Origin of the sequence: Hymenobacter jejuensis, assembly GCF_006337165.1 — a bacterium.
GTDB classification, from domain to species: domain Bacteria; phylum Bacteroidota; class Bacteroidia; order Cytophagales; family Hymenobacteraceae; genus Hymenobacter; species Hymenobacter jejuensis.
Window position 1 is genome coordinate 4,141,408 of sequence record NZ_CP040896.1, and the last position, 20,967, is coordinate 4,162,374.

At 56.6% G+C, this 20,967-nt stretch carries 18 protein-coding genes; 6 read left to right on the plus strand and 12 right to left on the minus strand.

The features are described from left to right. Positions 1-24: 24 nt before the first annotated feature. Positions 25-966, minus strand: coding sequence for a YihY/virulence factor BrkB family protein (locus tag FHG12_RS17025; RefSeq protein WP_139516867.1), 942 nt, complete (start codon positions 964-966; stop codon positions 25-27). A gap of 104 nt (positions 967-1,070) precedes the next feature. Here FHG12_RS17025 and FHG12_RS17030 point away from each other — a divergent pair, with 104 nt between their 5' ends. Next, the gene (locus tag FHG12_RS17030; RefSeq protein WP_139516868.1) at positions 1,071-1,586 is read left to right on the plus strand and encodes a DUF2062 domain-containing protein; all 516 of its coding nucleotides are present in this window, start codon (positions 1,071-1,073) and stop codon (positions 1,584-1,586) included. 102 nt (positions 1,587-1,688) lie between these two features. Here FHG12_RS17030 and FHG12_RS17035 read toward each other — a convergent pair whose 3' ends face one another. The 5 genes from FHG12_RS17035 to FHG12_RS17055 all read right to left on the minus strand — a co-directional run bounded on the left by FHG12_RS17035 (position 1,689) and on the right by FHG12_RS17055 (position 4,862). After that, positions 1,689-2,645: an enhanced serine sensitivity protein SseB C-terminal domain-containing protein gene (locus tag FHG12_RS17035; RefSeq protein ID WP_139516869.1), complete on the minus strand. Its 957-nt coding sequence runs from the start codon at positions 2,643-2,645 to the stop codon at positions 1,689-1,691. A gap of 73 nt (positions 2,646-2,718) precedes the next feature. After that, the gene (locus FHG12_RS17040; protein WP_139516870.1) at positions 2,719-3,138 is read right to left on the minus strand and encodes a c-type cytochrome; all 420 of its coding nucleotides are present in this window, start codon (positions 3,136-3,138) and stop codon (positions 2,719-2,721) included. After that, positions 3,135-3,827, minus strand: a complete 693-nt coding sequence (locus tag FHG12_RS17045) for an SCO family protein (RefSeq protein ID WP_139516871.1) — start codon at positions 3,825-3,827, stop codon at positions 3,135-3,137. Before FHG12_RS17045 ends, FHG12_RS17040 begins: the two co-directional genes overlap by 4 nt. Continuing rightward, positions 3,824-4,261, minus strand: coding sequence for a hypothetical protein (locus FHG12_RS17050; protein WP_139516872.1), 438 nt, complete (start codon positions 4,259-4,261; stop codon positions 3,824-3,826). Before FHG12_RS17050 ends, FHG12_RS17045 begins: the two co-directional genes overlap by 4 nt. A gap of 91 nt (positions 4,262-4,352) precedes the next feature. Then, positions 4,353-4,862 carry a DUF4112 domain-containing protein gene (locus FHG12_RS17055; protein WP_139516873.1) on the minus strand — a complete coding sequence of 170 codons (510 nt, stop codon included), beginning with the start codon at positions 4,860-4,862 and terminating at the stop codon, positions 4,353-4,355. 158 nt (positions 4,863-5,020) lie between these two features. Here FHG12_RS17055 and FHG12_RS17060 point away from each other — a divergent pair, with 158 nt between their 5' ends. Continuing rightward, positions 5,021-6,010 carry an aldo/keto reductase gene (locus FHG12_RS17060; RefSeq protein ID WP_139516874.1) on the plus strand — a complete coding sequence of 330 codons (990 nt, stop codon included), beginning with the start codon at positions 5,021-5,023 and terminating at the stop codon, positions 6,008-6,010. 77 nt (positions 6,011-6,087) lie between these two features. Here FHG12_RS17060 and FHG12_RS17065 read toward each other — a convergent pair whose 3' ends face one another. Next, positions 6,088-7,539 (minus strand): diadenylate cyclase, encoded by a 1,452-nt coding sequence (locus tag FHG12_RS17065; RefSeq protein WP_139516875.1) that lies wholly within the window; start codon positions 7,537-7,539, stop codon positions 6,088-6,090. Positions 7,540-7,762: 223 nt separating this feature from the next. On the opposite strand from FHG12_RS17065, the gene FHG12_RS17070 reads away from it, so the two are divergent. Next, the gene (locus FHG12_RS17070; RefSeq protein ID WP_139516876.1) at positions 7,763-8,011 is read left to right on the plus strand and encodes a hypothetical protein; all 249 of its coding nucleotides are present in this window, start codon (positions 7,763-7,765) and stop codon (positions 8,009-8,011) included. A gap of 49 nt (positions 8,012-8,060) precedes the next feature. On the opposite strand, the gene FHG12_RS17075 is transcribed toward FHG12_RS17070, so the two are convergent. Then, the gene (locus tag FHG12_RS17075) at positions 8,061-9,392 is read right to left on the minus strand and encodes a BaiN/RdsA family NAD(P)/FAD-dependent oxidoreductase (protein ID WP_139516877.1); all 1,332 of its coding nucleotides are present in this window, start codon (positions 9,390-9,392) and stop codon (positions 8,061-8,063) included. Between the two features lie 42 nt (positions 9,393-9,434). On the opposite strand from FHG12_RS17075, the gene FHG12_RS17080 reads away from it, so the two are divergent. Next, entirely contained in the window at positions 9,435-10,625 is a 1,191-nt protein-coding gene (locus tag FHG12_RS17080) for a cation:proton antiporter (protein WP_139516878.1), read from the plus strand. A 51-nt stretch (positions 10,626-10,676) separates the two neighbouring features. Here FHG12_RS17080 and FHG12_RS17085 read toward each other — a convergent pair whose 3' ends face one another. From FHG12_RS17085 to FHG12_RS17100, 4 genes are all read right to left on the minus strand, one after another. Further along, the gene (locus FHG12_RS17085; protein WP_139516879.1) at positions 10,677-12,455 is read right to left on the minus strand and encodes a chloride channel protein; all 1,779 of its coding nucleotides are present in this window, start codon (positions 12,453-12,455) and stop codon (positions 10,677-10,679) included. Positions 12,456-12,581: 126 nt separating this feature from the next. Continuing rightward, a complete protein-coding gene (locus FHG12_RS17090) occupies positions 12,582-13,409 on the minus strand; it encodes a mechanosensitive ion channel family protein (protein ID WP_139516880.1) in 828 nt (275 codons plus the stop codon). Positions 13,410-13,567: 158 nt separating this feature from the next. Next, positions 13,568-14,884, minus strand: coding sequence for a family 1 glycosylhydrolase (locus FHG12_RS17095; protein WP_139516881.1), 1,317 nt, complete (start codon positions 14,882-14,884; stop codon positions 13,568-13,570). A gap of 164 nt (positions 14,885-15,048) precedes the next feature. Next, positions 15,049-16,038 (minus strand): LacI family DNA-binding transcriptional regulator, encoded by a 990-nt coding sequence (locus FHG12_RS17100; protein WP_230471176.1) that lies wholly within the window; start codon positions 16,036-16,038, stop codon positions 15,049-15,051. Positions 16,039-16,444: 406 nt separating this feature from the next. On the opposite strand from FHG12_RS17100, the gene FHG12_RS17105 reads away from it, so the two are divergent. Next, positions 16,445-19,513, plus strand: a complete 3,069-nt coding sequence (locus tag FHG12_RS17105; RefSeq protein WP_139516883.1) for a SusC/RagA family TonB-linked outer membrane protein — start codon at positions 16,445-16,447, stop codon at positions 19,511-19,513. 29 nt (positions 19,514-19,542) lie between these two features. Next, a complete protein-coding gene (locus FHG12_RS17110; protein WP_139516884.1) occupies positions 19,543-20,964 on the plus strand; it encodes a RagB/SusD family nutrient uptake outer membrane protein in 1,422 nt (473 codons plus the stop codon). Positions 20,965-20,967: the final 3 nt, after the last annotated feature.

Consider the following 20,967-nt stretch of genomic DNA (forward strand, 5'->3'; position numbering starts at 1 on the left):
CTGCCGCGAACGGATAAGCAGCCGTTATTCGGCTTCGTTGATGTTGACGAGGCGGTAGCGAACGGCCATTTTTTTGGGTTTAATGTCCATTCCTACGTAGTGGGCATACACTTTCGTGAAAGCAGCACCGAAGTAGAAAATCATGGCGCAATAAAACACAAACAAGAGCACGAGCACGATGCTGGAAGCGTGCCCGTAGATCGGGCCGAGATTACGGGGAACCAGCAAGTACCCCAGCAGAAACTCACCCAAATCAATCATGACCGCCGTCAGGACGGCGCCGCGCAACACGGCTCGCCACGGCACTTTGGCGTTGCTGAGGTTGCGAAACGTGATGGCAAACCAGACGGCCAGGATCAGGAGCGATGTAATCTGGTTGAGACCCTGGATGACGAAATAGCCGAATGTCGGATCGAAATCTTTGATGTAATCCGAAAGAAATGAGAGAGCGGCGTCGGTCAGAAAAGCCAGAATGGACAGGATGCCCGTACTCAGCAGTTGGCCCAACGACCGCGACCGTTCGGAGAGAATTTTGTGAAAGCGGCCCTCCAGCTTAGTAGTCCGGATTTGCCAGAGCTGATTCAGCGAATTCTGGATGACCACAAATAAGGTAGTGGACACGAAAAGCAGGAAAGCAAAGCCCCCCCACGTCACGAGGCGGCTGCGCTGGCCGTTGGTGACGTTGGTCAGAATCTGCTCTACAAGCTCAGCGGCCGAGGTACCCAGCAAAGAAGATAACTTGTTGAGCAACAAGGTTCTAACTATCGAAGTAGAATATAGCGAACCCATTACCTGAATCAAGATGATAAGGATGGGCGGCAGGGCAAACGTGGTAAAAAAAGCGGTAGCCGCGCCCAACCGCAACGGGTCGTTGGCCGCTAGCTCGCTCGCGGCGCGGCGCAGCAGCAGGAAGAAATCAGTCCAGTCCTTTGGCCGTGGCTGGCCTGGCTCGCGTACTTTTGTCATCGATCTCGCGTAATGTCGGCAATGTGCCGGCCGGGCGCGCGGGTTGCGAAGTTACTATTCCGGCGTCGCATCATTTCGTTTATACTTTCAAAAACCGCTTGATTTTGATAGCCCCGCCTTCTTCCTCTACTCCCCCAGTAAAGCGTAGCAGCTGGATGCGGCGGCAAATCGCGGACCCACTGCTGAATTTGCTCAAGCAGGGGCTGTCGCCCGCGCAACTTTCTCTTACTGTGGCCATTGGCGTAGGCTGCGGACTGGTGCCTTTGCTGGGCGTAACAACTGTTATGGGTTCCTTTTTGGCGCTGCGGTTGCGCCTGAACGTAGCGGCCATGTTGCTGGTGGCCCACCTGATGAGCCCGCTGCAACTGCTGCTGCTCATTCCGCTGCTGCAATGGGGTGCCAAACTACTGGGCAATTCGCAAGCCGCCGAGCTGACCCTAGACAAAGTGCGCTACCTGCTGTCGCATGATTTGGGTGCTGCCTGGAGCCTGCTGTGGCGGGCCGAACTGGGCGCGCTCCTGCTCTGGGCCGCCGCGATGGTGCCGCTGGTTACCGGGCTTTATTTTGGCCTGCGACCCGTGTTTCGCCACGTTGCAGCCCGGCAAAAAGCGGCGCAATAAGTGGTTTTGTTCCAGTAAAAAAGCTCCTGCCAAGCCGCAACACCGAAGAAACTCTCCAGGGATGCGGCTCAGCAGAAGCTTTCTCAAAAAAGGAAACGTACTCTACGCTTCTGTCCGTTGGTAGAACGGTTCTATTTGGGTAAAGTATTGAACGATAGGCTCTTGCGAAGCAGGGTCGAGTAGCATCATATCCACGGCCATCTCCTTCTGCTGCAAGCCAGCCTGAATGACCGGACCAAGCTCTTCTAGGAAGGCCGGGTCGCTGTTGTCGGAGCGGAAGGCGAGCAACAGACGCGGAGCCTCAGGCGCGTTCTGCACAATCATCTGGGTGAGGTAGGCCGCCTGAAGCGGCGGGTGAGCCGCGCAGAACTCGCTGAGCCCCTTAATCAGTTCGGAAAGGTCTTCAGTAGGTGGCCCCAAGATCACCTGCATGCCTTGTGGTTCTGCTGGTTGCCCGTCGGGACCCTGGAAGATGCGGCCGCTCAACATATCCGCTATCTCGTCGGCCTGCAACAGCTTGCCTACCGTCGAGAAGGGGTTGAGCGCAAACTCAGCACCTTGGGCCATCGAAAACAAATCGTGGCCGCGCAGGCGCAGGAAGGGCACTTGTTCCTTCACGACCTCGGCGTCAAAAATGCGGTCTTGAGAAGTGAAAACGGGCAATTTGCCATCGTTGAGCACCTGCAACTGAATCTCCGTACCCGCCTCGATTTGCTGTTCGCCCGCATCGAAGCCTTCTTTCGGAATGGTCAGCACCAACAGATCTTCTTCCAATAGGGCGTGGTAAAACGCAAGTCGCGAAGCCGCATCGTTGGTAGCAGCCGCTTGCAGCAGCACTTCCTCGAGCCGGTTGGTGGGCTGGAAGGGCGGCGGCGGCGCGGGCATGGGTGGAGGCGGTGGCAAAGAGGGGGAAGCCGCCGGAGTTGGCATGGTGTAGTTGGCGCCCTTATAGCGCGGCCCGGAAGCGGGCGCCGAAGGGGTAGGCGTAGACGACGGAGCCGGGGTGGCCGGCGCTTCAGTCGGTTGTTTCTTGGATTTCAGGAAGTCGAAAAGACCCATTGCGAAAAAGAGAATAAAAAATTAGTAGTGCCAAACTAGGCATTTCGGCCCAAATTGACCCCATCCGAATCAGCTATTGGCCGTCGCTGCCGTTGCAGGCACCTAGCTGCTGCGAAACCTCCCGAATGGTGTAGACTTCGCCTTTATTGCCCCAGGCCGTCTGGATGTAATTGAGGATATTGGTAATCTGCGAATCGGTAAGGGGTTCATTACCAGGCATTACCTGATTATAGTCGACGCCGTTGACGACCATCTGTCCTTTGTAGCCGCGCCGAATCAGGCAGGGAAGCTCGGCACGGTGCTGCTTCAGGTAATCGGCGCCGGCCAAGGGCGGAATCAGGCGGCGCAACCCCTGGCCTTGCTCGCCGTGGCAGTTGGCGCAGGTTTGTTTGTAGAGGCGGGCTCCTTCGTTCTTACGTTCTGTAAAACAGCCCGTTGCCAGTACCCCCAACAACACGGCAGTGCCGCCCAAACGCAGCCACCGCGAAATCATTTAGCCTTTTTGGAGGCTTCCACCTCTTGCAGCAGAATGGGCAACTCTTGGATCAGGCGGTCGACTTCGGCCGGTACCATGCCGTCGTAGAGGCCGCGCACGTGGCGCTCCGGATCGACGAGGGCGAAGGTGCCGTTGTGCGCAAAGCCGCCTGCCGCCTGCTTGTCGCGCATGGCGCCGGTCATGTAAGCGCGCGCCAAGTTGAAAATGGTATCGTGCGGAGCCGTGGCAAAGTGCCAGCGCGAGGCATCTTTCACGCCTAGCCGCTCGGCGTAGTCACGCAGCACTGGAATGGAATCGTGCTCAGGGTCAATGGTATGCGAGAGAAAAACTACGCGCGGGTCACCTTTGTATTTCTCGTACACGCGCAGCATTTCGCTCTGCATTTTGGGGCAAATGCTAGGGCAGGTCGCAAAGAAAAAATCGGCCACGTAGACCTTGCCCCGAAACGTGTCGTTGGTGACGGTTTTGCCGGCTTGGTCGGTAAGCGTAAAGTTGGGAATGGTCGCGTACACTGTGTCCGCCGCGCCGCCATCGGCGCGGGGCTTTACCTCGCGTTCGCCGATATAAGGAAGCTGATTAGCGGCAGCATCGGCCGTATTTTTCTCCGAGCAGGCCGGCAATAAGAATGCGCTGCCCAAAGACAAAGAGCTTATTATTAAATACTTATACAATAAGATGGATTTCATTGAGCGGAGGGTTTTGCGGTGGTCTCTACCTGCTTCAAAACTAGCTGGGCCGAGTCGATGCTGCCGCGCATGACGCGGGCAACGGAGTCAATTTTGGTGCGCTGTGCCTCGAAGTATTTCATCTTCGACTCGTGCGCTACGGTGTCGGCGGGCTTGCGGTACTGGTGCATCCAACCCATCATGGCCGCGTCGGCGGCCAACAGCGAGCGGCGGCGCTGGCTCACAACGGCCATGTAGGATACGGGCGCTTTCTGGAGCTGCTGACGGAGCGTGTAGAGCTGATCCATCTGAGCCATTAGCTCGTCGTGCTTGGCGAGCACCGATTTTTCGGCTTCTTCCTCTTTTTGCTCGTCGCTCTGGAGCGAAAGGCAGCCAGGCAGCACAGCAATCAGAAGCAGGAAGAAGGGCAGGGTAAGGAGGCGGGAAACTTTCACGGCGCAAAGGTAGCACGGCAGCAATCGCGATACCGTAACAGCACCCAGAACAATTATATGGGTGCCGTTGTGCCCTGCTACTCAGCTAAATCTATTGCCAATGCTGCTGCCCGTAGTGCACCATCCAGACGCCCAATGTCCATAGCCCCCAAATCAGCAGCCCGAAGAATGCCACAAAGCCCACTAACACCAACGCCATCAGGCCTTTACCACTGCCTTGGTGCCGGCCTTCGGCGTAATGCCGACGCAGCAGCGCCACATTACGGTCGTTGCTTTTGTAGGCGAAGTCGAAGATATTGCCTAAGATGGGAATAGCGCCTATGATGGTGTCAATCAGTACGTTGAGGAGCATGCGCACGACCACGCTGCCGCTGGCGCCGTGCCGCATCATGGTCAGGATGAGCGCCCCGGAAACGGCAAACGTCGACAAGTCGCCAACGATGGGAATCAGTCCCAATATCGGGTCGAGGCCGAAGCGAAAGGACGTGCCGGGCAGCTGAAACTGGCTGTCCATGAGGCGGGCAACGCGTTCTACCCAACGCAGCCGCTCGTCGGCATCGAAGGAAGGAGTACGGAGTACGGGTTGGGGGCGGACGGGCATAGGGAAGGGGTTTGTCCTTTAACGGAAACGAGTGCTGAAGGGTGAAAGACAGCGATTTGAGAAGGTCAACTGGCTTACGAGGCCAAGTCGGCGCAACTAATACGGCTGCTGTCGGTTATTCTGGCTTCCGACCTTCCACCAAAAAACTACTCATCCCTATGGAAACTCGCACCTTAGGCCACAACGGCTTGCAGGTATCCGCCCTCGGCTTAGGCTGCATGGGCATGTCCGATTTTTACAGCGGCCGCGACGACGCAGAAAGCACCCGCACCTTGCAGCGCGCCCTGGATCTGGGCATCACCTTCTTTGACACAGCCGATATGTACGGGCCCTTCAAAAACGAAGAGCTCGTCGGGAAGGCGTTTCAGGGCAAACGCGATAAAGTGGTCATTGCCACGAAGTTTGGCATCGTGCGCGACCCCAACGACCCGAACGTGCGCGGCATCAACGGCCGTCCCGAATACGTGAAGCAAGCCTGTGAAAACAGCCTGCGCCGCCTCGGCACCGACTACATCGACCTTTACTACCAGCACCGCGTCGACCCCAATACGCCTATCGAAGAAACGGTTGGTGCGCTGTCTGAGCTGGTGAAAGAGGGCAAAGTGCGGCACATCGGGCTATCGGAAGCCGCCCCCGATACCATCCGCCGGGCGCACGCGGTGCATCCCATTGCCGCGTTGCAAAGCGAATACTCGCTTTGGAGCCGCGATCCCGAAGACGGTGCGCTGCAAACTTGCCGTGAACTGGGTATCGGCTTTGTGCCTTACAGCCCGCTGGGCCGCGGATTTCTGACGGGCCAAATCCAAAAGTTTGAAGATTTGGCTCCCGACGATTACCGGCGTTTTACCCCGCGATTTCAGGGCGAAAACTTTCAGCGCAACCTCGATCTGGTGGCTAGCATTAAGCAGTTAGCCGAGCAAAAAGGCTGCACACCCGGCCAGTTAGCGTTGGCCTGGGTGCTGGCGCAAGGCAATGACATCGTGCCTATTCCGGGTACGAAACGGGTAAGCTATCTGGAGGAAAATGTAGGCGCCCTCGACGTAAAACTGACACCTGAAGAACTGCGCCGCATCGACGAAATCGCGCCGAAAGGTGCCGCAGCGGGCACCCGCTACCCGGAAGCTATGATGAACTCGGTAAACGGGTAACCTCAGCCACCTAAAAAAAAGCCCCGCCTCAGTTGAGGCGGGGCTTTTTTGCGTATTTAAAAATAATTGATAGTCAATTACTTGCGCACAGGCGGCAAAAGGTCAATCAAGCCGTCCTCGCTGACGACTACTGCTAGACAAGCGTAGCGGCTGCTTTCCACATAACGCAGGGCCGAATTATAGCGCGAGCCGCGGGAAGAATCGCCTTTTTCGGTCGCTAAGCCGTCCAGAATGACGCCGATGGCATAGCAAACGCCGGAAGGCTCGATAAGGACGGCACCGTCGATGTTGGTGACCAGACGGAGCACGGTGGGCGTCATCAGGCGCGGCGAAACGCGGAAGCTTTGCCGCGTCAGGCGCACGGCCTCTTTAGCCGCCCCTTCCGAAATGACGAGGATGGTGCCGTTGGTCTGGGAAGTGGCCTTTTGCGTGAGTTGCCAGAGATAGGAGATGCCGGCTTCGTCCACTGAGGGAAACACCCGCTTCACGGCGCGAGCGAAGTTTTCGGCGTCGATGGTGCCCTGCGGCAAACGCGGCGTATTGGACACGACCTTCATCATCAGGTTGCGGTCATGGCTCAGCTCCCAACTGTAGTGTTTGGTGAAATGCACCGTAAATACCGGCTCGTACTGCGGGTCGTCGGGCTCGACCAAGTAGCCCAAGCCAAAGACGTCGGTGGCGTCGGTGATCAGAGAAGTACGGTCTTCACTGAGTTCGAGCAGCTTCCGGATGGAACGGTGGTCGCGTAGCGGAATCGGGTTTTCCAACGTCAGCACGGGCACCACCGCCGGGTGGTGGCGCCTGACTACCAACATAGTACCTACGCCTTCGTCGCCCTCGTGGCGCAGCGCGGCCACGCCGTTGCAGGCATCGTAGAGGCCATGCGTGCCGGCCGCCACACGCAGCATGAAGCGTCGGCCCGCGGCGCGGAGCACTTCGTTGTAGTCGCGGTCGAGTACGGGATGGTCTTCGTCGTCGGTATCCGATTCGCGCAGGGCACGGGCACAATCCTGCAAAAATTCCTGCACCGCCGCCGCCAGCAGCGACGAGGCCCGCGGCCCACTCACCACCGGCAGGTGATAGTAGCTGCTCAATGTTTCGGTCGATAGCTGCAACACCACCAGCACAAGGTAGCCGTGCACGCTCACCGGCAAGGAGCAGAAAGTAAGGCGGTCTTCGTTGCGTTCAATGGCCTTTTCCCGCAGTGTAGTTTCGGTGGCGCGGCGCAGCAGTTCGTACCAGCGCAGTTTTTCGAAGCGGTCGTGGTCGCCGGGGTGAAGGTGGTACACTACCTCGCGCGGGCCATCGGCCTCGAGGGCCGCGGCGCGCAACTTTACATCGGCAAAATCGGCGGGCGAATAGCGGTGTTTTTGGGGCTCTACTACCACGGCCATGGGCTCGTCGCCTTCTTTGGCCGAGGCGAAGCCCAACAAGAGCACTTCAGGCTTTAGGTTGCGATCAAGTAGATTGAAAACGCCTTCGGCAAATAACTGGGCCGTGACGCGAAACAGACTCTGGTGTTCCCACATAGGGGTATGGGTCGGGCGGAAAAACGGTGGGGCAGGTGCGGTTTGAGAAATACGTGAAAAAGCACCAGACGTTAACAAATTCTACCGCAACATTTCGGCCAGTCTCGTATAACATCTGAAGGCGGCGCAGGTTATTGTGCCGGAAAGGCGACGAATCGAGTTGTGAAACGTCCTGGTCTCGTGTATCTTCGGAGAATAAGTTGCCCGCGCAAACGCCGCTGTCATGTTTGTCGATTTACTGTTTGGGTTCGTATGCGCACTGTCGTTTCTGCCGCTCACCACGGGCTACTGTGCGTATAGCTATGGGCGCTCGTTTTGGCTGTGGTTTGCGCTGGGCTGCGTGCTCCCAATCTTCTCTTTCTTTATTCTGTTTGCCCTCATTTGCCGCAAACAGCTGAACCCCGGCGAACAATTGCTCGAAGAAGCCAAACGCATTCTGGCCGCCGCCGAGATAAACAGAATCGAAAAGTAAATTCTTGCTAATCAATTGCTAAGCCGATCCGCTGATGAAGCCGATCGGCTTATTGTTGTTGGGTCAGCCAACGATGCACGCCGCGCGCTACCCACGCGCCGGTGCTAAAGCAGCCCTGAAGTAGGTAGCCACCCGTTGGAGCTTCCCAATCGAGCATTTCGCCGGCCACAAAGGTACCGGGCCGGCGCCGCAGCATCAGGTGCTCATCAACTTCCTCCCACGCCACGCCGCCGGCTGTTGAAATGGCTTCATCCAGCGGGCGGAGCGACGTAACCGGGAGCGGCACTTGCCGCAGCAGCCGCGCCAAGGCTTCGGGCGTGGCCAGCGCTTCGGCTGGCGCTACTTCGCGCAGCAGCGTCGGGACGGGGGTAGCCAGGCGCAGCGTTTGTTGCAGAAAAGTAGCCAGCGACTTGCCGCCACGGGGTTTGCGCAGCTTCTCAAGAAGTTGTGCATCAGATAAATCTGGTTTTAGGTCCAGTACCAGCTGCGCGGTTGAGTTGTGGGCCAGGGCTGCACGCAACGCCGGCGTAAGTGCATACACCGGCGTGCCTTCTACACCGTAGTCCGTGAGCATTAGCTCGCCCCGGGCCGTATCGGTGCCACAACGCAGGGCAATGTTCTTGAGCGGTGCCCGCCCTACCTTCTCCCGGAAAAAAGCTGACCACGGCACTTCTGCTCCGCAATTGGAAGGTGCAAACGCAACGCACTGGATACCAATGTGTTCTAAGATGCTGGCCCAGCGGCCATCGGAGCCGGTTTTGGCCCAGCTGGCGCCGCCCAGCGCCAGTACCGTTGCGGCAGCCTGGGTTTCCATCTCGCGTCCGGTGGCTTCGTCGCGGAGCAGCAGGCCGTTATTTGGTGTAACCCCCAGCCAACGGTGCTTTGTAAATAGCTGAACATTAAGCTGTTGCAAACGCTCCACCCAAGCCCGCAAGAGCTGCGCGGGCTTGTGCTCTTCGGTAGGGAAAATGCGTCCGCTGGTTCCCTCAAACGTATTGATGCCCAACGCCGCCGCCCATTGGCGCAAGTCATTGGGAGAGAAATAGTTGAGATACTCAGCAAACTGTGTTCGTTGCAAGCCGTAGCGCGGCGCAAAGTCAGGCAGCGGCTCGCTATTGGTCAGGTTGAAGCCGCCGTGACCGGCCACCAAAAACTTGCGGCCCACAGTAGCTTGAGCTTCGTAAAGCGTTACTTGGTGGCCGGCTTCGGCCAGCCGCTCAGCCGCCAGCAGGCCCGCCGGACCGCCCCCAATCACGACAACAGAAGCAGAAAGAGGAGTGGACAACACGCCGCAAAGTAAGCTGATTTTGCTCGGCCAAGTGAAGCCAAAACGGGCCGAGGATTTGGGTGCGTCCGGCCGCAACTCGGCGGTATAACCCATTCGCCCGTATAGTTTTCGAATCGTTACCTCAAACTCTAGCGCATGGGTCCGTATTCCATCCTGATAGGCCTGAGTATCGCCGTCATCCTGTCCTACCTGTTTGATTTGGCGGCGCGGGCCACCAAAATTCCGTCGGTGCTTATGCTGCTGCTCACCGGCATTGCCCTGCGCCAAGCCGCCGATTACGTTGATTTTTCCTTCACCTTTCCGCAGGTTGTGCTGGAGCTGTTTGGGATTATCGGGCTGATTATGATCGTGTTGGAGGAGTCATTAAACCTTAAGCTTTCCCGCGACAAAGGTACCCTGATTCGGCGATCCTTTTTTGCAGCAGTCTTCATGCTGCTGATACAGTCGGTTGCCATTGCCCTGTTGCTCAAGGCCTACGTGGGGGCCTCATTTCAAAGTTGTTTGGTGAATGCCGTGCCGCTGGCAGTAATCAGCAGCGCCGTTGCGATTCCGAGCGTGGCAAACTTACAAGGTGAGAAACAGGAGTTTATCATTTACGAAAGCACGTTTTCCGACATTCTGGGAATCATGTTTTTCAACTTTGCGCTCCAGGAGAATTTCGCCCAGGGTACGTCGATCGTGACGTTCTCCCGCAACGTGATCGCCATCCTGCTGGTGGCTGTGGTGAGTACGGCCGTATTGGCCTTTCTGCTCGATCGTATCCGGTTGCATATCAAGTTCTTCTTGATTTTTGCGTTCCTGATTCTGATGTACAGCCTGTCGAAAGAGCTGCATCTGTCGTCGTTGCTGCTGGTGCTGGTATTTGGTTTGGCGGTCAACAACGCCCAGATGTTTCTGAAAGGCCCAAGACTGAAGCGCTGGTTTCGGCCCGAACGCCTGAGCGAGGAGCTGCACCAGCTCAAAAGCATCACCGCCGAGTCGGCGTTCCTGATCCGGACGTTCTTCTTTTTGCTGTTCGGCTACTCGATTACGCTGGGTAACCTCTTGAGTGGCAAGCTGTTGCTGCAAGGGCTGACGGTAGTAGCTGTCCTGACCGTGATTCGCTTTTTCTACCTGCGCTATATCGCCCGCACCGACCTCATTCCGGAGCTTTTTATTGCGCCTAAAGGTCTCATTACCATTTTATTATACTACAGCATTCCGGCTACGCACAACATTGGCCAGATCAGCGAAAACATCCTGTTCGTCGTGATTTTGCTGACCGGTCTGATGATGATGGTGGGCCTGCTGATGACCCCCGGCGAACCGGAAAGGGAGGAAGTATGACCGTCTGTCAGTGCCTAAGCTGATGTTCATAACTATTTGACTAACAAATAGTTACTCCGTTTCCTTCAGGAGTTGCCGCCGGTAATTTGCTAGGATAGTAGTTTTCAGAATAAAGCCGATGTAGCGGCCCTGATTGAGCACGGGCAGCGCCCAGGCATCTACCTGCTCCATGCAGCGCAGCGTGTCCAGCATGGTATCGTCGGTATTGACCACGGCGGGCGGCTCGCTCATCAGGTCGCGGACGCGCGTGGTTGTGTAGTGCTCGTCGTCGAAGAGGGCATCGCGCACCGTATCCAGGGTTACGATTCCGGCGAGGTGCCCGTCGTCATCAACCACTGGAAACAGGTTGCGCGTGGCGTGCCGGAAGACGGTCACCAAGTCGCCGAGGGTGCTGTCGGGGTGCACGGGCACAAAATCGGTTTGTACCAACGCCAGCAAATCGAGCTGTGAAAGCAGGCCGCGGTCGCGGTCGGCGTGCATATACACGCCGCGCTTCACGAGTTTGCGGGTATAAACCGAGTACGGCTCGAAGTAGCGCGTCACCAGATACGAGCTGGATGCCACCACCATCAAGGGCACGAAAAGCGCGTAACCGCCGGTAATCTCCGCGATGAGGAAGATGGCCGTCAGTGGGGCGTGAATAACGCCCGCCAACATGCCCGCCATGCCCAGCACGATGAAATGCACTTCCGAAATCGGGTACACGCCGCTCATGTTAATCAGCCGGGCGTAAATGAAGCCGGCCAGCGCCCCCACAAATAACGACGAGCCAAACATGCCGCCATTGCCCCCCGAGCCCACCGTAATGGTGGTGGCCACCACCTTCAGCAGCATACTGCCCACGGCCACCACCAGCACCAGCCAGATGCTCTCGTCGCGGTACACCGAAAACAGCGACCCATCGACGAGGTGTGAGGCTTGGCCGCTGAGCAACAGCTGCACGATATTGTAGCCTTCACCGTAAAGCGGCGGGAAAATAAACACCAGCAAGCCCAGCGCCAAGCCTCCCAGCAGCACCTTGCGGAAGTTGCCCTGCCAGCGTTCAAACAGCTTTTCGGCTGCGAAATACACCCGAATCATGTATACCGAAAGCAGGGCCGTAAACAAGCCCAGCATAACGTAAAACGGGATGCCCTCGACCGGCCAGCTCGTGGTAATCAGCACGAACGGCTGCCCGGCGTACAGCGCTTTCGAGACCACGGTGGCCGTGGCAGAAGAAATCAATAAGGGAATAAAAAACGGCGCCGACAGCTCCGACAAAATCACTTCCACCGCAAACAGCACGCCCGCAATGGGGCTGTTGAAAATGGCCGCCACGCCCGCCGCCGCTCCGCACCCCACCAGTAGGCGCCGCTCGCGCCGCCCGATGCGCAGGATGCGCGCCAGGTTGGAGCCAATGGCAGAACCCGTTACCGAAATCGGGGCCTCCAAACCTGCCGAGCCCCCGAAAGTAACTGTGAGATAAGAGCTTATAAGCTGCGAATACAGCTTGCTGCGGGGTACCACGCTGCCTTGGCGGGCGATGTTATAAATAATAGGTCCAATGCCGCGGCTCAGGTTGCCGCCCAGAAAGTACTGCGTAAATAGCACCGAAAGCCCGATCCCGATGATTGGGTACAGGGAAAGGGTGAATACTCGGTATTGCTCTGGTACCCAAGTATTTAGCAAGTCCTGGGTGTGGTGTACCGACGTTTTCAGCAGCACAGCGGCCAGGCCCGCCAGCAATCCCACCATGACGCTCAGGATGATCAGGTAGACCCGGTCGTTGATGTGCCGGAGGCGCCACAGCAGCAACGGGTTGAGCACACGGTGGAAGGTACGTCTGGGCATCGGGCGCGGAACAAGGACGCGTTATACCTGAGGCTTGGGCAAGCTTCTGCCGCTCAAGGTATAGCAATGAAGATGAAAGGCAAGTGAGCTACACCGCGCGGTCTGCAAAAAGCGTGCGAGGCAGGTTTACTGCACCGTAGCCGGCTGAGCAAAACCGGCTTCTAGCAGCTTGCTTCGGATCTCTTTCATCAGGTCGCTTTTGAGCTCAAGCACTTGCCGACGGTAGTCTTCCGAAAATGTCCAGAAATACACGCGCAGGTCGGCGGTGGTGCCAGTGCTTTTTTCGAGGGTGATGTAATTGACGTGCTCCTCGGTGCTGGCGACATCTTTTTTACTATTGACATAGTTGATAATCAAGTCAATAGCCCGGTCGGGGTTGGGGTCGGGGCTGTAGTCGAGGCTCACCAGGAAATCCTGCCGGATGTAGCCGTCGCGGGTGAAGTTGACGAGCGGCTCGCGCAGCACCATGGCATTGGGCAGATAGATATGCTTACCGTCGAACGTTTTGATAAGCGTGGTGCGTAGGTTGAGCGCCTCCACATGGCCCAGTAAGTCCTTGATTTGCACCGTGTCGTGGATGCGAAAGGGCCTATTGAACGCCAGCACCACGCCCGCCAGAAAGTTTTCGGCGATGTCTTTCAGAGCGAAGCCCACGATGAATGCCGAGAGGCCGGCGCCCGCCACCAGCCCCGTCACCACTCCCGACATGCCGACCACCTGCATGGCCAGCAGCACCCCGGCCAGCAACAGCACCCACTTGCTCAGGCGGGTCAGAAATTCGGCCAGCAATGCGTCGTGCGACTGCCGCTGGAGCCGCCGGCCCACCACCGTACTGATGCGGTTGGCAATAAATATCGTCAGCGATACTACTACTAAAGCAATTAACAGCTTGGGTGCCAGGTATAAGAACTGTTCCCAGTAATCAGAAAGTACGCGTTGCAAGTCGTGAACCATAGAGCAGGATAAGGTAAGCCACGGGCCTGCATACCACCTGCAAGCCCTTCGGAGCTAACGATGTACGCGCAAAAAGGGGCGAAGGGTTGAGCCATGAGCCAAACCCTTCGCCCCCGGAAAATTATCGGATGTTAGATAAATTATTGGCTATGAGACGATTATGGTTCGACTGACGCTACATTGGCTGGTGCCGTCGAGTGGTCTTGCTGAGCTTTTTGGGCTTGGTCTTGTTTTTCCTGCGCCCATTCTTCGTTGCTTTCGCTGGGCATGATGATGGGCACTTGCAGGCACACGCTTTGGGCCGGCAACACCTGCCGCCAGTCCTTGATCAACTGCTTATAGGCTTCCCCAACGGGTCGAATTTTACGGTCTAAATCGAAGAGACCCAAGGGATTGACCTTGCCGTTGTTTTCGCGCAGCGCCGTATCCCAATCCACCTGATCGGTGAGGGAGTACCACGTAAAGCCCACGATGGGCACACCGTCGTTGCGTACGCGTAGTACGTTGGCCCATTCTTTCCAGAGCCAATTTACGGCCTCGTCGCCGCAGGGACCCTGCCACAAGTTGGTTTCGGTGTGCATGACGGGCAGCCGGTAGCGGTCGTGGTATTGGCGCGTAATAACGTGATAGCCAAATACTTCGCCTGCGGCGCGAGTAGTGCCGTCGGCACACACACGGTGCTCGTTGGTGCGGTAGTAGTCGTTGCCCATGATGCACTGGTGCTTGAGGTTGTTCTTCAGAAAGAAGTGGTATTCCTCGCGCGTCATGCCATTGTCCATCAGGTATTCGTACATCTCCGAATCGACGCGGCGGCCGTAGTTCAGGTCGAGCGACAAAAACCGGCGGGAGTTCATTAGCTCCGCAGGTCGGATGGCGGCCGGGTTTTCGGCGTGAAAATATTCCGACGATTCGCTCTGGATAAAGATGGAATCGGGGCGCACTTTGGCAATGGCGCGCATAGCCAACACGTTGGCTTTCACGATATTCTTGAGTGCCGTTACAAAGCTCTGGTCGGAGTGGAGCTGCTCATTCCACCACCCAAACAACGCCGAAAACTCCGCGCAGATGTACATCTCATTGACAGGCGTGTAGAGTTGTACCCACGGGTAGCGCTTCGCAAAATCGCAGGCATACCCCGCGAACAGAACTGGAAAATCGGGGTTTTGGAAATTGCCAATCCAGTCGGGCACCCCGAAGTGGCACAAGTCCACGATGGGCACGATGTCGCGCCGACGCAGGTCGTTAAAGGTTTTGTCCGCAAAAGTCCAGTCGTATTTGCCGGGTCCCAGAAACGTGGTGTGAATGGGCGGGCCGTAGCGCAGAAACGAAATGCCCAACTCCTGCACCAGGTCGAAATCGGTGCGCCAGTGTTCGTAATGGCCGCATTTTTCCATCTCATCCACGCGGACTTTGCCGCCCTGAATCGTGGGATTGCTGTTTTCGATGCCCGTGGCAAAGAGGAATTGAGGTGTCATATCGGAAGGGACTTCGTCGGAATATTCCCTTTCTACGGTCGCGGTTCTGGTTTCGCTGCATCCTCGCGTCTGCTGGCCCATAAATTAATACGGGCACTTCATCCGTCTGCCGCCTAGGGCCTCCTGTGCAGGGTTTGCTACCGCCGCGGGCCAATGCTAACCGCTTAGCTGGCCTCGGTAGGTTGATTAGCTGTAGGAGTTGGTTTGTAAGCAACTGTGGTAGAGCCCCTTACGATAAGCTCCGATTTCAGCTCGACGCTGTGACTTGGCAAAACCGGTCTGTTTTTGGTGATGGCCTGAAACAGTATTTTAGCGGCCTCCTTGCCAATGTCGTAGGCAGGTTGGGTGATGGTAGTGAGAGATGGGCCCAGCAACGCCGCAATTTCCAGGTTGGAAAAGCTGATGATTTTAATGTCTTGTGGAATAGAGAGTTGCAAATCCTGGCAGGCTTGGTAGCTGCTCATGGCAAGGCTTTCTACCGAAGCAAAAAGACCGTCGATATCCGGCCGGCGCTGCAACAATGCCTTGATGAGGGCTACGTTCTGCTCGTGCTCGTTGCCGCCGTTCACTACAAGGTCGGCGTCGGCGGCCAAGCCGTGATCGCGCAAGGCATCGAGGTAGCCTTGCATGCGTTTCTGGCCAATGGATAAGTTGCTGGATACCAATAAGTAAGCTATCGATCGGCAGCCCACCGAAATCAGGTGCTCCGTGGCCTTATAGCCGCTGTCGTAGTCGTCGGTGGTTACGTTGGCGGTGGCAATCTCTTCGCACACCCGATCGAAGAAAACGAGAGGTACGTTCTTGGTCTTCAGGATGTCGAGGTGCGAGAAGTCCAGGCTTTCGCTGGCCACCGACATCAAAATGCCGTCGGCGCGGCCGCTGGCCAAATGTTGGGCAATGGAGAGCTCGCGGCTGTAGTCGTCGTGGGTGAGGTAGATGAGTACATGGTAGCCGTTGTAGCGGGCAATCTCCTCTATGCCGTTGATTGCCAGCGAGAAAAAGTTGTTGGCAACCTCTGGGATGACTACCCCAATGGTTTTGCTGCGCTGCCGCCGCAAGCTGCTGGCGTACGGATTGGGCTCATAATTAAGCTGTTGCGCCAGTGCGCGCACCCGATCTTTGGTTTCCTGCGAGACTTCGTAGCTATCGCTCAAAGCCCTGGATACGGTAGAAATGGACAGGTTTAATTCCTGTGCAAGCCTTTTCAGATTGACGGAAGCCATAACGATGATGCGAAGAAGTACTCCAAAAGCCTACTCTGGTTGAGATGGGTCAAGTAAAGCATTATCCCAGTTGAATCTAGCTTCCGTACAACGCCAGCTTCTTTTGTGCGGCCTGTTTTGGGCGAACTATCGCAAGGTTAGGCAAAAACTTGCTTTTATAACTCCTGTTTTAGACGGGAATAGTTATAAAAATATTAGTTTAGGACAAAAAATACAGCCCGCAAACGTCTTCGCAAACGTTTTCGTAAAAAAACACTTCGGTTTCGCATTTCACCAAGTTGAGTTTCCTGTACTTGCCATCCAAAACCTATAATTAATAGAGTTAATAGGATCGGCTATGAACAGAATTCGCCTCTTTTTGATGCTACTCGCATCCGTAATTGCCCTGACCGCGCAAGGGCAGACCCGACAAGTGACAGGCAGGGTATTCAGCGGCACTGATAAGTCGCCTCTACCTGGCGTCTCGGTAGTGTTAAAAGGAACGACAACGGCCACGGCCACTGACAACGACGGCAAGTTTACGCTTGCCGTTCCTGCTTCCGGCGATGGGGTGCTGGTGTTCTCATCCATTGGGTACGATGCCACGGAAGCCCGCCTCGGCAGTGGCTCGACGGTAGACGTGACGCTGAAAGAAAAAACCACAGCCCTGAATGATGTGGTGGTGGTTGGGTACGGTACCCAGCGCAAGCGCGACGTAACCGGCTCCGTGGCCTCGGTCACGGCCGAGCAGGTGGCCGAAACGCCTATCGCGCGGGCCGACCAGATTTTGCAGGGCCGCGTGAGCGGCGTGCAGGTGACGCAAACCAACTCGGAGCCGGGCGGCAACGTCTCGATCCGGATTCGCGGTACGAACTCCATTAATTCCGGCAACGAGCCGCTGTTTGTGGTAGACGGCTTTCCGGGCGCCGGCGATCTCAACTCCATCAACCCCAGCGACATCGAATCGATTGAGGTACTGAAAGATGCCTCGGCTACGGCCATTTACGGCAGCCGCGGCGCCAACGGCGTTGTGATTATCACTACCAAAAAAGGCAAGGCCGGAAAGAACACCATCAGCTTTGAGGCTTATACCGGCATCAGCAACGTGCGCAAAAAGTACGATCTGATGAACGCGCCGCAATTTGCCAGCTACCTGAACGATGTTCAGACGCTCAACAATCTGGAAAACAAGACGACCACGGCGCTGCCCTACACCCAGCAGCAGATTGCCGCCATGGATAAAGGCACCGATTGGCAGGATGCCATTTTCCGGCAGGGTCGGATGAGCAACTACCAACTGGGCTTTAACGGCGGCAACGAAGACACACGCTACAACCTGAGCTTCAACTACTTCGATCAGCAGGGCATCATTCTGAACTCCGGCTTCCAGCGCGGCTCGGTGCGCCTAAACCTGGATAAGAAGGTGAGCAACAAGATCAACGTTACATTTTCGAGCCAGATTTCCCGCACGCTCCAGAAGATCACGTCGGTGAACACCAACGGCGGCAGCAACGGCGGCGTGGTGCTGGATGCCTTGCGTTTCAGCCCCATTCAGCCCGTGAAGGATGCCAACGGCGATTATACTTTCCAGAACCAGCCGCTGCCGGCAGTAGAGATTGCCGGCAACCCGGTTGCCTACGCCAAAGGTTCGCGCGACAACCTGACCACCTTGCGGGGCTTGCTCAACTTGGCTGGCGAATACCAGATCATTGAAGGTCTGAAGCTGCGGATCGCGGCGGGCGCTGACTTGTTCAACAACCAGCGCAATCAGTACATCCCGTCCACGGTGTATGTGGGCCAGAACACGAACGGTTCGGCCACGAAAGCTTCGGTAAACAACTACAGCTGGCTCAACGAAAATACGCTGACCTACGACCGCAAGCTCAACGAAAACAATGCCCTGAACGTGGTCGCGGGTCTGACCTTCCAGCAGTTTGTAAATGAGAACTACAGTGCTTCGGCTAATAACTTCTTTACCAACGCATTAGGAAGCGACAACATTGGCATTGGGGCCAACGTGCTGACGCCGGTTTCGGGCAAGAATGCCAACACGCTGGCTTCGTATTTCGGGCGCGTCAACTACCGCCTGTTTGAGCGCTACCTGTTCACGTTTACGATGCGTGCCGACGGCTCCTCGCGTTTCGGTCCTAACAATAAGTGGGGCTATTTCCCTTCGGCGGCCTTTGCGTATCGCGTTATTGATGAGCCATTTATGCAGGGCATCACCAGCATCAGCGACCTGAAGCTGCGGGCTAGCTATGGCATCACCGGCAACCAGGAAATCGGCTCTTATCAGTCGCTGGGTCGCTACGGCCTGAATGCTTACACCTCGGGCACCACGCGTTTGGTGGGCTTGTCGGCTTCTAACATCCCAAACCCCGACCTGAGCTGGGAATCAACGGCCGCTTCCGACTTCGGCGTTGACATCGCCTTCCTGAAAAATCGCATCAGCGTAACGGCTGACTACTACTTCAAGAAGACCAAGGATCTGCTGTTGCAGGTGTCCGTTCCGCAGACTTCGGGCTTCTCCAACATTCTGCAAAACGCGGGCAGTGTGCAGAATAAAGGCTTCGAGTTTTCGCTGAACACGGTAAACTTCGACAGCAAGAAATTCTCTTGGAACACCAACCTCAACTTCTCGCTCAACCGCAACAAAGTTCTTGACCTGAACGGTGAATTCCAGCGCTTTGTGGGCCAGTCGAGCACCAGCATTTTCCCCGGCGCCACGGGCGCTACCAGCGTACTGCGCGTCGGCGAGCCGATCGGTTCGTTCTTCGGCTACCAATTCTTGGGCATCTGGCAAACGCCAGAGGAGATCACCGCCAGCGGCATCACCAACGTGGTGCGCCCCGGCGACCCACGCTACGCCGACCTGAACGGGGACAAGAAGATTGACGCCAACGACCGCACCATCATCGGGCGGGCCCAGCCGAAGTTTATTTACGGCATCACCAACGGCTTCAATTTCGGGCCCGTAGGGCTGAACATCTTCATTCAGGGGGTGCAGGGTTCGGACGTACTGAACCTAAACCGCTACGAACTGGAATCGGGCTTTACGACGACCAATAAGCTGGCAACGGTGGTAAATCGCTGGACCGGCCCCGGCACCAGCAACACCATTCCGAAGGCCAACAGCGTGGTGCGCCGCAACACTGGCATCACCAGCGACATCGTAGAGAACGGCAGCTTCGTGCGCCTCAAAACGGCCACCATCTCCTTTAAGCTGCCCCTGCCCGAGACCGTAACGGGTACCGTGAAATCGGCCAGCATCTATGTGACCGGCCAGAACCTGATCACGATTACCAAATACTCCGGTTACGACCCCGAAGTCAACTCGTTTGGCAACTCCGGCTTGAGCCTAAACACCGACTATAACGCCTTCCCGAGCACCCGCACATTCATTGCCGGTGTGAAGATCGGATTCTAATAACTAGCTAAGTATCAATCTTTACTGACATGAAAAAGAAGATAATTCTTCTCGGCATATGTTCGCTTGGGCTTTTCTCTTCCTGCGAGAAATTTCTGGAGGAAAAGCCCTATGATTTCCTGACGGGTACCAACTTTTACCAAAACGAAAGCGACGCCATTGCTGGCCTCAACGGCGTGTTCAGCACGATGCAGGCCCAGACGCACTACGGCCGCACGGTGTGGCTGGTCACGGAGCTGCCCGGTGAATACATGGCTGTGGTAGGCGCTACCACAGGCGACCGTGCCGAGCTTAGCCGCTATTCCTACACCGCCAACAACGGCGAGATAACGTTCTGGTGGGTAAATACTTACCGCATGATCAGTCGGGCCAACGACGTGATCGAGAAGGTGCCGCCCATCAGCATGGACGAGGCCCGCAAAAACAACATTCTGGGCAATGCCTACTTCCTGCGCGCGCTGGGTTACTTTGAACTAGTGCGCAGCTTCGGCGACGTCCCCCTGATTTTGAACCCCGTGAAGGGGCCCAACGACGACCTGCGGCCGGCCCGTACGGCCAAGGCGCAGGTATACGAGCAGATCATTGCCGACCTGAAATTCGCGGAAACGAACTGCCTGAAAGAGAACCAGATCGTAGCGGGCAACAAAGGCCGCGTTTCCAGCGGTGCGGCGGCGGCCATGTTGGCCAAAGTCTACCTGACCCGCGGCAGCTCTGCCGATGCCAAAAGCACTGACAACCAAGATGCTTTGGCGGCCTGCAACCGCGTAATCGACTCCAACCTGTACAGCTTGTCGCCGGTGTATGGCGACGTGTTTTTGCCGGACAAGGAAAACGGCCCGGAACACATTTTTTCCGTGCAGTTCGACCTGCCGCCGAACATCGGCAACATTATCGTGCGGCAAAACTTACCGGCGGCACTGGGCGGTTTTGCTTCGTTTACGGCCGAAGATTCCTTCGTGAATTCCTACGCCCCGAACGATGTGCGCAAAGACTGGAATCTGAGCAACAAAGCCGGTACCGCTACGCTGCCCCAGTATTACTTCAACAAGTTCCGCGACGACCGCCGCATCGGCAACGACTCGCGCGTTAACTGGCTCATCACCCGCTTTGCCGACGTGCTCCTGATGCAATCAGAAGCCTTGAATAACCTGAATGCGGGCGATGTCACTAAGTATCAGGGTATCAATAAGGTACGGGCGCGGGCCGGCGTGGCTCCGCTGCCCCTGACGGCTACGAGCAAAGACGCTTTCGTGGATCTGCTGGTGAAGGAGCGGGCTTGGGAGCTCTGCGACGAAGGCCATCGCCGCTACGACCTGATCCGGCTGAACCGCCTGAAGCAGATCGAGAAAGCCACGTTCAACCGCGACATCGACGACAACCACTTGCTGTTCCCGATTCCGCAATCCGAGATCGTGCTCAACTCCAATCTGACACAAAATCCTGGTTTCTAATGC

Coding starts and splice junctions, on each gene's coding strand:
- FHG12_RS17025 (WP_139516867.1), bottom strand. CDS start 966: ATGACAAAAGTACGCGAGCCAGGCCAGCCACGGCCAAAGGACTGGACT.
- FHG12_RS17035 (WP_139516869.1), bottom strand. CDS start 2,645: ATGGGTCTTTTCGACTTCCTGAAATCCAAGAAACAACCGACTGAAGCG.
- FHG12_RS17040 (WP_139516870.1), bottom strand. CDS start 3,138: ATGATTTCGCGGTGGCTGCGTTTGGGCGGCACTGCCGTGTTGTTGGGG.
- FHG12_RS17045 (WP_139516871.1), bottom strand. CDS start 3,827: ATGAAATCCATCTTATTGTATAAGTATTTAATAATAAGCTCTTTGTCT.
- FHG12_RS17055 (WP_139516873.1), bottom strand. CDS start 4,862: ATGCCCGTCCGCCCCCAACCCGTACTCCGTACTCCTTCCTTCGATGCC.
- FHG12_RS17060 (WP_139516874.1), top strand. CDS start 5,021: ATGGAAACTCGCACCTTAGGCCACAACGGCTTGCAGGTATCCGCCCTC.
- FHG12_RS17065 (WP_139516875.1), bottom strand. CDS start 7,539: ATGTGGGAACACCAGAGTCTGTTTCGCGTCACGGCCCAGTTATTTGCC.
- FHG12_RS17070 (WP_139516876.1), top strand. CDS start 7,763: ATGTTTGTCGATTTACTGTTTGGGTTCGTATGCGCACTGTCGTTTCTG.
- FHG12_RS17075 (WP_139516877.1), bottom strand. CDS start 9,392: ATGGGTTATACCGCCGAGTTGCGGCCGGACGCACCCAAATCCTCGGCC.
- FHG12_RS17080 (WP_139516878.1), top strand. CDS start 9,435: ATGGGTCCGTATTCCATCCTGATAGGCCTGAGTATCGCCGTCATCCTG.
- FHG12_RS17085 (WP_139516879.1), bottom strand. CDS start 12,455: ATGCCCAGACGTACCTTCCACCGTGTGCTCAACCCGTTGCTGCTGTGG.
- FHG12_RS17090 (WP_139516880.1), bottom strand. CDS start 13,409: ATGGTTCACGACTTGCAACGCGTACTTTCTGATTACTGGGAACAGTTC.
- FHG12_RS17095 (WP_139516881.1), bottom strand. CDS start 14,884: ATGACACCTCAATTCCTCTTTGCCACGGGCATCGAAAACAGCAATCCC.
- FHG12_RS17105 (WP_139516883.1), top strand. CDS start 16,445: ATGAACAGAATTCGCCTCTTTTTGATGCTACTCGCATCCGTAATTGCC.
- FHG12_RS17110 (WP_139516884.1), top strand. CDS start 19,543: ATGAAAAAGAAGATAATTCTTCTCGGCATATGTTCGCTTGGGCTTTTC.